Raw genomic sequence first — 12,342 nt, 5'->3', positions numbered from 1 at the left:
AGCAGCAGGTGGCGTTTGATTGTGCCCTGCTGCTCGGGGTGGGGCAGCGGCCCGTCTATCTCTACGACAACCTCAACCATCAGCGGGCTCTGCTGTTTGATCGCTATCTCACCAGCCACTTCAGTCAGGATCCCTTTATGCAGGCGCTGGAACAGGGTCTGGAGGCCGGGGTCTGGACGCTGGCGCAGGTGTCCAAGGGGCGACTCGATCCCGAATATCGCCACCACTTCTATCAGGCCACCGGCTGGCAGGAGGAGGTGGGGCTGATCCTGCCGGTGCGGGACGGACTGACGCTGATGCTGTTTCTCGGCCGCCTCGACAAGCGCAGTACCCTGAGCCAGAGCGAGCTGGCGAGGCTGGAGCAGCTGTTTCCGTTGGTGCATTCGCTCTGTCGTCAGCAGTGGCAGCAGAGCCAGCCGCTACTGGCCCAGAGCACTGCACTGCCAGACAGCGCCAGCCTCCGGAGTGCGGTGGAGCAGGCGATGGCGAGCGTGGGCGGGGACAGGCTCACCCGGCGCGAGCGGCAGGTGGCGGGGTTATTGCTGCAGGGGTTGGATACCGAGGCCATTGCTGCAGAACTCGGGATTGGCAGCGGCACGGTGAAGAATCACCGCAAGCACCTCTACGGCAAGTTGCGGCTCGGCTCGCGGGCCGAGCTGTTCAATCTCTTTCTGAACCACCTCATTACGGCGCCGGTGGTGGCATCCCCCGTGTCACCGGAGGGAGATAAAACGAGCCCGCCATAGGGCGGGCCGGGGTTACTCGAGGCGCGGGATGGGGGGATTGGTTTCAGGCAGGATACTGAGCAACTGGTAGCGCGTCATCAGCCGCTTGTATTCATCCCCTTGCCTGACCTTGTCCAGCGCCTGTTGCAGGCGGGCAACCTGCTGTTTGTCTGCCCTCAGGTTGAAAGCGAAGCAGTTGTCCTGCTCCTCCAGAATAGCGACGGTGACAAAATCCTCGCTGGGGAAACCCAGCTCCTTGGCCTGATGGCGCAACATCACCTCGTTGCCCGCCACCAGATCGGTGCGGGCCATGATGAGCTGGCGCACCACCTGCTCCATGCGCTCCACCGACATCATATTGCCCGGGCTGATCCCGCGGTTGAGCAGCAATTGCTCCCCGACATCTGCCTGCATCACGCCGATCTGCAGCTTGGCGAGATCCGCTTTGCTAGCCACTTTGGGGGCATCCTGCTTGCGGCCGACCAGTGATACCCGCGAGTGGCTAATGGGGCAGACCCAGAGGAAGTGGGGATCCCGCTCTTTGGTATGGGCGGTGGTAAAGAGCACGGCCTCTTGCTGCTGGGTCAGCAGATACCAGCCGCGGGCCCAGGGCAGAAAGTGGATTGGTTGCTCCGGCTCCCCCATTTCGCGCCACATCAGGCGCAGCAACTCGACCGCCAGCCCGACAGGCTGACCCTTTTTATCCTGGCCATTGAGCGGCATGTTTTGCTCCGAATAATAGATAAACGCCGGAGCCGGGAGCGCGACAAGCAGCGCGAGAGAGGCGAGAGCCGGGAGCAGACGACGCATGATGCACTCCTTGTGTTGGGAATTACCTATCAGTCTATGTGGCCTTTCCCATAACGTCATGATCCGGTGGCGGGATAAAAACAGGCCACCTTGCGGTGGCCTGTGAGGTTATTTGAGCAGGGCTTCCATCTCCGCCTCTGCCTTGGCGCGGGCCTTGGCTTCCGCCGCCCTGGCGGCATCGGCGACGCTCTCTCCGGCCGTATGGGATGCGGCACTGACGGCCTGCTGGGCAGGGGCGGCTACGGCTTTGGTCGCCTCCTGAGTCACGGTTGCGGTGGCGCTACTGACGGTCTGTTGGACGGGGGCTGCTACGGCTTTGGTTGCTTCCTGAGTCACGGTAGCGGCTGCGCTACTGACTGCCGGTTTGGCGGGAGCGGCTACGGCCTTGGTCGCCTCCTGCGTCACGGTCGCGGTGGCGCTGCTGACTACCGGTTTGGTGGGGGCGGCAACAGCTTTGGTCGTTTCCTGCGCCACGGTCGCGGCTGCGCTGCTGACAGCCGGTTTGGCGGGTGCGGCAACAGCCTTGGTGGCTTCCTGCGCCACGGTCGCGGCTGCACTGCTGACGGTCTGTTGGGCAGCTACGGTTTTGGTTGTTGTCTGGGTCACGGTGGCAGCGGTGCTGCTAACCGCCTGTTTGGCTGGAGCGGCAACGGCCTTGGTCGCTTGCTGCGTCACGGTAGCGGTAGCGTTGCTGACCGTCTGCTTGGCAGGCGTGGTAACGGTGGTGGTGGCACTCTTGGCTGCGTTGCTGACACCACTGGTAGCGGCCTGAGTGGCCTCTCCGGCAAGCTTGCTGGTGGCGCCACTGATCGCGGTGCTCAGGGCGCTGCCGAGAGAGAAGGGGGACGCGCCGCTCTGGCTGGTCGCCGCCCCGGTCAGGGCGTTGGCCGTCGGGGTGGCCGGATTGTTCGGGTTCTGCCAGCCCTGCATGGCGGTTGGCCAGGTCGGTGCCGTGCCTGCCAGATTTTCGCCAAAGGTCTGGGTGGTGCCATCCCCTTTTTGCAGCAACACAGACATCTGGTTGGTTTGCGAGTTCCACACCATCCCTGCCTGCTTGGCGATATCGGGTACCGGGGCATAACGGGAGACTACGTAAAACAGCGGGCCTTCCTGCTGCAATTCATTGGCGGTCTTGAGCAACTGCATGGTGTTGTCGTAGTTGGGACCAAGGATGGCGGTCATCCGATCCTTGATCAACGGCTGTTCGAACAGATTGACCTCGTTCGGGTCAAAGCCGACCAGCGGCTTGAGCAGGGCCCACATCAGTTGACTGGTGGGGCCCATCATCAGCAGGGGGGCAACGCAGGCGGACAACATCAGGCTCAGGCAGGCGGCCTGAAGCAACGGTATGATACGCATTGGGATAATATCCAAATAACGATTTGATAAATAAGGTTATATTTTGTCAGGAAGTGACAAATTTACCGGAAATTCGAGCGTGGCAGCGAGATACTGCCCGCAGGCGCTGGCAGGCTACCATATTGGTTCCACAATGCCAGCAGGCAGTACGATTGCCAGTCAAGTTAATGCAAGGGGTGGTCGATTCATCGAAAGAGCCCCGTAACGACACAGGATCTACCCATGAGAAATATATTGTTCTGCCTGCTGGCATCTCTCTGGCTTGCGCCCGCCCAAGCCGCGTCCAAAACCACTGTGGTGGGCGAATCTGCCAGCCCCGAGCTGGTGCTGCCATTGGGTTCGTTGCCCGAGCGGGTCTGCTGGTTTGCCGATCAGAAATATTCCGAAGGGGCCCGCATTCTGCAAGGGGACATCTGGCTGGAGTGCGGCCCGCTGAACGATCTTGAGAGCAATGGCCCGCTGGCATGGCGCTCCCCTGCGGTGGTGTTGCCTGCCACCCGGGGGGCGAAAGATCATAAGAGAATTTCCGTGGGTCAGTGAGGCTTTTCTTGATCCAGCTAAAGACATGGACGTGATCCCTGTCGCATAATGCAGCTCCTTTCTTCTCTTGGCTGGAACCTAAGAAATGGCTCGTCGCTCTTCCAATGCACAACGTCGTCGCAGTAGCTGGTGGTACAAACGCTTGTTGGCAAGGGAGCGGGAAGAGCGCGAAGCGCGTTCCGTCCGGGATTGATACTGCATTGAAAAACGGAGCCTCGGGCTCCGTTTTTGTTGCTGGCCATTTGCCGTCTGGTTATCTTGTCCACCCATCGCATACCCTGTTGCCCGATGCCATCGGCAACTATCCAGAGAGCTGAAACCGTGAGAGTCGACGTCGTCTCCTATAACCCCCAATGGCCAGCCCGCTTTGTCGCGGAAGAGGTTCAATTGCGCAGCGCGCTGGATAACTGCTTGCTAGCTGTCCACCACATCGGCAGTACCTCGGTCGTTGGTTTGGCCGCCAAGCCCATCATTGACATCATGCTGGAGGTATCATCGCTGGAGCGGCTCGATGAGCAGAACGGGCAACTGGAGGCGCTGGGCTATGAGGCGATGGGGGAGTGCGGGATTGCGCGCCGCCGCTATTTCCGCAAGGGGGGTGATGAGAGAACCCACCAGATCCACGCCTTCTTGCAAGGGGATGACCATGTGCATCGCCATCTGGCCTTTCGCGACTATCTAAGGGCCCACCCGGCGGTATGCCGGGAATACGCCGAGTTGAAGCAGGCGGTAGCCGCGAGCTGTCAGCACGATATCGAGCGCTACTGTGCGGGCAAGAATGCCTTTGTGAAAGAGCACGAGGCGAACGCGTTGCGGTGGCTGTCTGGGCAAGATCCTGCTCTCTGAGCGAGCTTGCGTGCAACAGAAAACGGGGGCCATCAGGCCCCCGTTTTGCTTTTGCAGATGCTGCCTGCTTGCGGCTTAGCGCTGCAAGGCGGCCAGTGCCAGTTCGACCCGCTTGGCGTACTCGGGGTCGGCCTGCTCGAAGTGTTTGAGCTGGGCCGCTACGATGGCGTCATCCTCCACATTGATGAGGGAGCGGGCCAGGTTGGCGGCGAGCCGTGAACGCTGTCCCTCGTCCATGATGCGGAACAGGTTGCCCGGCTGGCTGTAGTAGTCACTGTCGTAGTCACGGAAGTCGTAGTGCAGGGCAGCCCCTTCCAGACTCAGCGCCGGTTCGTGCTGCTCGCTCGGTTGCTGGGTACCAAAGCGGTTCGGCTGATAGTTGGGGCTGGCGCCGCCATTGCTGTCTGCCCGCATGGTACCGTCACGATGGGCGCCGTGGTGGAACGGGCAGCGCGGGGCGTTGACCGGCAGCAGACCGTGGTTGACGCCGAGGCGATAGCGCTGGGTGTCACCGTAGGAGAAGAGCCGCCCCTGCAGCATACGATCCGGCGAGAAGCCGATACCGGGCACCACGTTGGCCGGGGTGAACGCCGCCTGCTCCACGTGGGCGAAGTAGTTGTCCGGGTTCTGGTTAAGCTCCAGCACGCCGACCGGGATCAGCGGGTAGTCGCTGTGCGGCCACACCTTGGTGAGGTCGAACGGGTGGATCTGGTAGGTCTGGGCATCGGCCTCCGGCATCACCTGCACATAGACCTTCCAGCGCGGGAAGTTGCCCTGCTCGATGGCATTGAACAGATCCGCCTGACTGCTCTCCCGATCCTGACCGACGACATTGGCCGCCTCTTCATCGGTGTAGAAGCTGTGGCCCTGCTCGGTCTTGAAGTGGAACTTGACCCAGAAGCGCTCGTTGGCCGAGTTGATAAAGCTGAAGGTGTGGCTGCCGTAGCCGTTCATCTCCCGCAGGCTCTTGGGGATGCCGCGATCGCTGAACAGTATGGTGACCTGATGCAGGGATTCCGGATGGCGTGACCAGAAGTCCCAGGCGGCGGTGGCGCTGCGCAGGTTGGTGCGCGGATCCCGCTTCTGGGTGTGGATGAAGTCGGGGAATTTCAGCGGATCGCGGATGAAAAAGACCGGGGTGTTGTTGCCCACCAGATCCCAGTTGCCCTGTTCGGTGTAGAACTTGAGGGCGAAGCCGCGCACGTCGCGCTCGGCATCGGCGGCCCCCTTCTCACCGGCCACGGTGGAGAAGCGCAGAAAGACCGGGGTCTGCTTGCCGATGGTGTTGAACAGGTCGGCCTTGCTGAAGGCACTGATGTCGTGGGTCACGGTAAAGGTGCCGTAGGCGCCCGAGCCCTTAGCGTGAACCACCCGCTCGGGAATGCGCTCGCGGTCGAAGTGGGCGAGTTTCTCCATCAACCAGATATCTTGCATCAATACGGGGCCGCGCGGGCCGGCGGTGAGGCTGTTGTTGTTGTCGACAACGGGGGCGCCGTTGGCACTGTGCAGGGTCTTGTCAGTCATGGCTTCTCTCCTTGTTGATATGAGGCCAGCCTACGGATCTGTGCAATGATCGGCCAATGGGCCTTTCCTCGCCCTTTGATAGGCAAGACAAATGGTTGTGGGTGGGGGATGTGTAACCGCGCCGGATATTGCATGATGGAGGTTTCGAGAAGGAGCCTCATATGCAGATTACTATCCGTCATGCCGAACCCGCCGATGCCGCCGCCTTGCGGGATCTCTACGCCTTGCCCAATGCCCAGGCGGGCACTCTGCACCTGCCTATGCCCCCCCTTAGCCAGTGGCAGAAGCGGTTGGAAAACGGCAGCGTGGTGGCGCTGGTGGCCGAGGTTGACGGCCTGCTGGTAGGCCAGCTCTCGCTGCTGGTTGAGCCCAATCCGAGACGCAAGCATGTGGCCGGTATCGGCATGGGAGTGCGGGATGACTGGGCAGGCAAGGGGGTGGGCTCAGCCCTGATGGCCGCAGCGCTGGACCTGGCAGATAACTGGCTCAACTTGCACCGGATTGAGTTGACGGTTTTCGTCGATAACGAAGCGGCGCAGGCGCTCTATCGCAAGTTCGGCTTTGTGGAAGAGGGGCGGGCTCGTGACTATGCCTTCCGCCAGGGGCGCTATGTGGATGTGTTCTATATGGCCAGAGTTGCGGGGGGCGCCAGTCGCTAACGGCATGATCGATTATCAGGCCAGATTGCGTCCGGTGATCCGGGCGCTGGAGCAGAACCCCGAGCTCTGTCTCAGTGAGGCGGCCACTCTCGCCTCGCTCTCCAGCTATCACTTTCATCGGGTTTTCACCGCCGTCACCGGTGAAACCCCGGCCGAGATGCAGCGCCGCTTGCGGTTGGAGCGGGCTGCTCGCGCCCTCTGCTACAGCCGGGAACCGGTGACCGAGATAGCCTTCTCGGCCGGTTTTGCCAGCTCGCAGGCCTTTGCCAAGGCGTTTCGCAAGCAGTTTGCCATGACGCCGGGGGCGCTGCGCCGCCAACCATCACTATTGCAACTGAGCAAGAATGGACACGCGACCGCCCGCGAGGCTGGTTATGCTGAAAGCCGTTCCCATGAAAGGAGGCAACCGATGAAAACCGAACAGATGGCCTCGCGCACTCTGGCCTATATCCGGGTGACCGGCCCTTACGGCACAGGCTATGAGCCGGTATGTGACCAGCTCTATCAATGGGCTGCCGGGCTGGGGCTGGCCGAGGGGGAGTGGATCTTTATCTACCACGACAACCCCGAGATCACCGCACCCCAGCAGTGCCGCACCGATATCTGCGTCACCGTTCCTGCTGGGACCAAAGGCGGCGGCAATGTGGAGATCCAGCCGCTGGCAGGTGGCCGTTATGGCCAGTCACGTTTCAACGTGACCGACCCGGCCCAATATCCCGCGCTCTGGCAGCAACATATCGGTGAGGTGGTGGCGGCCGGTTTCGAATTTGATGATCGACCCTGTTTCGAGCTCTATCACAGCTTCGATCCGGTGACCAAGGTCGCGGATGTCAGCTTCTGCTCCAGCCTCAAGGGGTAGGGCACAACAAGAGGGAAGGGCGGTGCAGAACGTCGCGCAGCAACGAAAGAGCCGGACAGTGTCCGGCTCTTTTTTTTCTGGCGATTGGGGTGGCGGTTAGCGCTGGAACCCCTTCTGGGCGAACTTGGGGCGGGCATTCATGATCTGCTCCACCTGCTCGTCGCTCATCTTGCCGCGCGACAGCCCCAGCACCTTGTAGGTGAGCAGCGGTCGGGCGGGCAGGGCGATCATCAGGGCGCGGATCTGGTTCTCGTCATCCTTCTCCCGGGTCGGCTTGCCGTAGGCGTAGGTGAGGACGCCAGCATCCATCAGGTTTTTGACGGCGGGCTCGGTGATCGGCAAGTTTATGACGCTTTTACGCTGCAGCACGAACTCGCGCAGCACCGCTTTCTCGTTGAAGTCGAGGAAGCCGATCATCTGGGCCAGCTGGTCCTGCTGACGGCGCGCCTGCCACTCTTCGCACGCCCACTCCCAGGCGATCAGGAAGCCCTGACTGCAGAAGTAGGAGATGGCGATCAGCATACCGACCCCCAGCCAGGCCGCATGATCCGCAGCCCACTGGCTGACGGCCCCTTTCATCAGCCCGGCTGGAAACAGCAGAATGATGCTGCAGCAGAGCAACAACCAGACCATCAGCCAATTGAGGCGGTTCAGTTGATAGAAATGTTGGATCCACCGTTTCATTGTTCATCCTTCCCAAACTGTTGTGGATAGTGAACTACCTACAGCAATCGGTGTGCCAACAGCGCAATGGCGGCGGGGAGGGGGAGCTGGCGAGGTTACATTCCCTTACAACTTATTGAATGAGTTGTCATTAATTTGCCTTGTGAGGCGGCGGTCGAGTTGGTAAAACGTCCCCTCAGTCATTGGGGAGTAGCAACCCGCCCGCATTCCGGGCCGGGCCCATGTCAACACTCTTGGATCCTCGCATCCATGGCATGGGCGGCGATAGGCACTATCGCTCTGCAAGACCTTTGGCCTCGATATGCACGCCAGCCGGGCGAGCCATGTCGGGTCCATCGGTTATTCTGCTCGCCTGGCGGTATCTATTATGTTGATTACCCTGCTGTTATTTCTCGTCTCTGCGGTCACTATCTACCTTGCCTGCGAATACTTCGTCAACGGCATCGAGTGGACCGGCCACCACTTCAAACTCTCCCAAAGCGCCACCGGCTCGCTGCTGGCGGCACTGGGTACGGCGCTGCCCGAGTGCATCGTGACCCTCACCGCCCTGCTGATGGGCAACACAACCGCCCAGCAGGAGATCGGCATTGGCGCCGCCCTTGGCGGGCCGCTGGTGCTGGCGACCATCGGCTATGGGGCGGTCGGTCTCACCCTGCTGCTTTGCATGGGGCGTACCGAGCGCGCCATCAATGGCGAGGTGCAGCGGGAAATTGGTCGGGATCAGCGCTGGTTTATCGGCATCTTTCTGGTGGCAACCGCGCTGGGACTGGTCGCCTTTACCGGCAAGAGCTGGCTGGCCCCGCTCTTTGTGCTGGTCTATCTCGTCTATGTGCGGCGCGAGCTGAAGCAGAGTGACAGCCACGAGGTCGAGCTGCCGGAACCCCTCAAGCTGGCCCCCGATGCCGGGATCCCGCCTCTTGGCAAGGTGCTACTGCAGACGCTGGCTGCGCTGGTGGTGGTGGCGCTGGCGGCACAGCTGTTTGTTCATCAGCTGGAGAGCATGGGTGAGCTGTTTGGCCTCTCGCCGGTGCTGGCGGCCCTGCTGCTGAGCCCGGTAGCGACCGAGATGCCGGAGCTGATGAACGTGCTGATCTGGGTGCGGCAGGGCAAGAACCGGCTGGCGCTGGCCAATATCTCCGGGGCCATGATGATCCAGGGCACCATCCCCAAGGCGTTCTGTCTGCTCTTTACCCCCTGGTTGCTGAGTGGTGCCATGATGGCCTCCTCGCTGGTGACGTTGCTGGCGGTCGGCTTGCTCTGGTGGGGGTTCAGAAAGGGGGCGATGACCGCCGGACGGCTGGCACTGGTCGGCCTGCTCTATCTCGGCTTCTGCGGCTGGCTGCTGGTGAGCTGAAGCGGGAAGCGCGGATATGAAAAAGCCCCCTTGGCAGGGGGCTTTGCTGTAGCGGTGGTCGCGGCGCTTACAGGGCGGCGATCTCGGCCTGCTGGGCTTCCAGCTTGGTCAGCTGGAGACGGTAATCTTCCAGCTTCTCGCGCTCTTTGGCGATGACCGCTTCCGGCGCCTTGGCGACGAAAGCTTCGTTGCCGAGTTTGCCTTCGATGCGACCGCACTCACCCACCAGACGGGCAACCTCTTTGGCCAGACGGGCCAGCTCGGCATCCTTGTCGATGAGACCGGCCATCGGGATCATCAGCTCGGTGGCACCGATCAGCTTCTTCACTGACAGGGGGGCCACTTCACCGTCCGCCAGCACGCGGATGGACTCCAGACGGGCCAGGGACTTGAGGAAGGCCTCGTTGTCTCCAGCGCGCTGGCTATCCTTGGCATCGCACTTGAGCAGCACGTTCAGGGCCACGCTCGGGGCCACGTTCATCTCGGCGCGGATGTTGCGGATGCCGACGATAAACTCCTTCACCCACTCCTGATCTGCCATCGCGGCTTCGTCCACCTTGGCGGCGTCGAACTCGGGGAAGGCCTGAATCATGATGGTGTCGGCGTGTACGCCAGCCAGCGGAGCGACCGATTTCCAGATGGTTTCGGTGATGAACGGGATGATCGGGTGCGCCAGACGCAGCAGGCTTTCCAGCACGGTCACCAGGGTGTGGCGGGCAGCGCGCTGCTCGGCCTCGGAACCCTTGCCCAGCACCGGCTTGGTCAGCTCCAGATACCAGTCACAGAACTGGTTCCAGATAAATTCGTACAGCACGCCAGCGGCGATATCGAAGCGGTAGGTATCGAGGGCGGTGCGGAAGTCACGGATGGCCACTTGCAGCTGGGACTGGATCCAGCGATCCGCCAGACTGAACGCCATCTCACCGCCGTTGAAGCCACAATCCTGATCTTCGGTGTTCATCAGCACATAGCGGGAGGCGTTCCACAACTTGTTGCAGAAGTTGTTGTAGCCGTCCAGGCGCTTCATGTCCCAGTTGATGTCACGACCGGTAGAGGCCAGCGCTGCCAGAGTGAAGCGCAGAGCGTCGGTGCCGTGGGCATCGATCCCTTCCGGGAACTGCTTGGCGGTACGCTTGCCGATCTTCTCGGCCATCTGCGGCTGCATCATGTTGCCGGTGCGCTTCTCCAGCAGATCTTCCAGCGAGATACCGTCGATCATGTCGAGCGGGTCCAGCACGTTGCCCTTGGACTTGGACATCTTCTGGCCCTCTTCGTCACGGATAAGGCCAGTGATGTAGACGGTCTTGAACGGGACTTGCGGCTGGCCGTTTTCGTCCTTGATGAAGTGCATGGTCATCATGATCATCCGGGCGATCCAGAAGAAGATGATGTCGAAGCCGCTCATCAGCACGTCGGTCGGGTGGAAGGTCTTGAGTGCCTCGGTATTGTTCGGCCAGCCCAGAGTGGAGAAGGTCCACAGAGCGGAGCTGAACCAGGTGTCGAGCACGTCTTCGTCCTGACGCAGCACGGTCACGGACGGGATGCTGTGCTTGGCACGCACTTCCGCCTCGTCACGGCCCACGTAGACATTGCCGGCGTCGTCATACCATGCCGGGATGCGGTGACCCCACCACAGCTGACGGGAGACGCACCAGTCCTGAATGTCGCGCATCCAGGAGAAGTACATGTTTTCGTACTGCTTCGGCACGAACTGGATGCGGCCATCTTCCACCGCTTCGATGGCAGTCTTGGCCATCGGTGCCACGCGCACATACCACTGGTCGGTCAGCATCGGCTCGATGGGCACGCCGCCGCGATCGCCGTAAGGCTGTTGCAGCACGTGATCCTTGATCTCGTCCAGCAGACCCAGCTCTTCCAGCTTGGCCAGAATCGCCTTGCGGGCAGCGAAGCGCTCCAGACCGGCGAACTCGGCCGGCAGGGCGGCGTCGTAGGCTGTGCAGGGGTTGCCGTTGGTGTCGACCACTTCGGCCTCGGCACGCACGTGGGCGTCCAGGGTGAAGATGTTGATCATCGGCAGGCTGTGGCGCTTGCCCACTTCATTATCGTTGAAGTCGTGGGCAGGGGTGATCTTCACGCAACCGGTGCCCTTCTCCATGTCGGCGTGTTCGTCGGCGACGATGGGGATCAGACGGTTCACCAGCGGCAGCAGGATGTGCTGGCCGATCAGCGCCTTGTAGCGCGGGTCTTCCGGGTTCACGGCCACAGCGGTATCGCCCAGCATGGTCTCCGGACGGGTGGTGGCGACGATCAGGTAATCCTTGCCTTCGGCAGTCTTGGCGCCGTTGGCCAGCGGATAGCGCAGGTGCCACATGTGGCCCTTGATCTCGCGGTTTTCCACTTCCAGATCGGAGATGGCGGTGTTGAGTTTCGGATCCCAGTTCACCAGACGCTTGCCGCGGTACATCAGGCCATCTTCGTAGAGACGGACAAACACTTCCTGCACGGCGGCGGAGAGACCCTCATCCATGGTGAAGCGCTCGCGCTCCCAATCCACGGAGTCGCCCAGACGGCGCATCTGGCGGGTGATGGTGCCACCGGACTCTTCCTTCCACTGCCAAATCTTGTCGATGAAGGCATCACGGCCGTAATCGTGGCGAGTTTTGCCCTCTTCTGCGGCGATCTTGCGCTCAACCACCATCTGGGTGGCGATACCGGCGTGGTCGGTACCTGCCTGCCACAGGGTGTTCTTGCCCTGCATGCGGTTGTAGCGGATCAGGGTATCCATCAGGGTTTGCTGGAAGGCGTGACCCATGTGCAGGCTGCCGGTGACGTTCGGCGGCGGGATCATGATGCAGAAGGAGTCTTTGCTGGTGTCGCCGTGGGGCTTGAAGTAACCCTGGGCTTCCCAGTGCTGATAGAGCGCCTGTTCGATGGCGTTGTGATTAAAAGTCTTTTCCATGGTCTCGCCGTAATCTGGATGGATGGAGTCTGGTGTTGATTCTTTATGGATCAATTGGTTGC

Annotated in this window: 11 protein-coding genes and 1 riboswitch; of the genes, 6 read left to right on the top strand and 5 right to left on the bottom strand. The window is 61.3% G+C overall.

What is annotated here, in order from left to right; translation table 11 throughout:
* A partial coding sequence (locus LD28_RS0117850; RefSeq protein ID WP_033138258.1) for a helix-turn-helix domain-containing protein occupies positions 1–746 on the top strand: 746 nt, incomplete at its 5' end.
* A gap of 12 nt (positions 747–758) precedes the next feature.
* On the opposite strand, the gene LD28_RS0117845 is transcribed toward LD28_RS0117850, so the two are convergent.
* Positions 759–1,535 carry a substrate-binding periplasmic protein gene (locus LD28_RS0117845; RefSeq protein ID WP_033138257.1) on the bottom strand — a complete coding sequence of 259 codons (777 nt, stop codon included), beginning with the start codon at positions 1,533–1,535 and terminating at the stop codon, positions 759–761.
* Between the two features lie 108 nt (positions 1,536–1,643).
* Complete coding sequence (locus LD28_RS0117840) at positions 1,644–2,894, bottom strand: hypothetical protein (RefSeq protein ID WP_033138256.1); 1,251 nt, start codon at positions 2,892–2,894, stop codon at positions 1,644–1,646.
* Positions 2,895–3,116: 222 nt separating this feature from the next.
* Between LD28_RS0117840 and LD28_RS0117835 the strand changes: the two genes are divergently transcribed.
* Together LD28_RS0117835 and LD28_RS0117830 are read left to right on the top strand one after the other, a co-directional pair.
* Complete coding sequence (locus tag LD28_RS0117835) at positions 3,117–3,434, top strand: DUF1496 domain-containing protein (protein ID WP_033138255.1); 318 nt, start codon at positions 3,117–3,119, stop codon at positions 3,432–3,434.
* A 321-nt stretch (positions 3,435–3,755) separates the two neighbouring features.
* Positions 3,756–4,280 carry a GrpB family protein gene (locus LD28_RS0117830; RefSeq protein ID WP_033138254.1) on the top strand — a complete coding sequence of 175 codons (525 nt, stop codon included), beginning with the start codon at positions 3,756–3,758 and terminating at the stop codon, positions 4,278–4,280.
* Between the two features lie 75 nt (positions 4,281–4,355).
* On the opposite strand, the gene LD28_RS0117825 is transcribed toward LD28_RS0117830, so the two are convergent.
* Positions 4,356–5,804 (bottom strand): catalase, encoded by a 1,449-nt coding sequence (locus tag LD28_RS0117825; RefSeq protein WP_033138253.1) that lies wholly within the window; start codon positions 5,802–5,804, stop codon positions 4,356–4,358.
* A gap of 161 nt (positions 5,805–5,965) precedes the next feature.
* Here LD28_RS0117825 and LD28_RS0117820 point away from each other — a divergent pair, with 161 nt between their 5' ends.
* The gene (locus LD28_RS0117820) at positions 5,966–6,463 is read left to right on the top strand and encodes a GNAT family N-acetyltransferase (protein WP_033138252.1); all 498 of its coding nucleotides are present in this window, start codon (positions 5,966–5,968) and stop codon (positions 6,461–6,463) included.
* A gap of 4 nt (positions 6,464–6,467) precedes the next feature.
* Positions 6,468–7,322, top strand: coding sequence for an AraC family transcriptional regulator (locus LD28_RS0117815; RefSeq protein WP_033138251.1), 855 nt, complete (start codon positions 6,468–6,470; stop codon positions 7,320–7,322).
* 96 nt (positions 7,323–7,418) lie between these two features.
* Here the strand turns inward: LD28_RS0117815 and LD28_RS0117810 are convergent, their stop codons facing one another.
* Complete coding sequence (locus tag LD28_RS0117810) at positions 7,419–8,006, bottom strand: superinfection exclusion B family protein (RefSeq protein WP_005336432.1); 588 nt, start codon at positions 8,004–8,006, stop codon at positions 7,419–7,421.
* Between the two features lie 172 nt (positions 8,007–8,178).
* Positions 8,179–8,286, top strand: a riboswitch (yybP-ykoY riboswitch).
* An 87-nt stretch (positions 8,287–8,373) separates the two neighbouring features.
* Between LD28_RS0117810 and LD28_RS0117805 the strand changes: the two genes are divergently transcribed.
* On the top strand, positions 8,374–9,360 hold the full coding sequence (locus LD28_RS0117805) for a sodium:calcium antiporter (RefSeq protein ID WP_033138273.1): 987 nt from the start codon (positions 8,374–8,376) through the stop codon (positions 9,358–9,360).
* A 67-nt stretch (positions 9,361–9,427) separates the two neighbouring features.
* Here the strand turns inward: LD28_RS0117805 and LD28_RS0117800 are convergent, their stop codons facing one another.
* Positions 9,428–12,280 (bottom strand): valine--tRNA ligase, encoded by a 2,853-nt coding sequence (locus LD28_RS0117800; protein WP_033138250.1) that lies wholly within the window; start codon positions 12,278–12,280, stop codon positions 9,428–9,430.
* Between the last annotated feature and the right edge of the window lie 62 nt (positions 12,281–12,342).

It is taken from the genome of Aeromonas finlandensis, from assembly GCF_000764645.1.
In the GTDB taxonomy this organism is placed as follows: Bacteria; Pseudomonadota; Gammaproteobacteria; order Enterobacterales; family Aeromonadaceae; genus Aeromonas; species Aeromonas finlandensis.
This window is presented reverse-complemented; position numbering and strand designations above follow the sequence as displayed.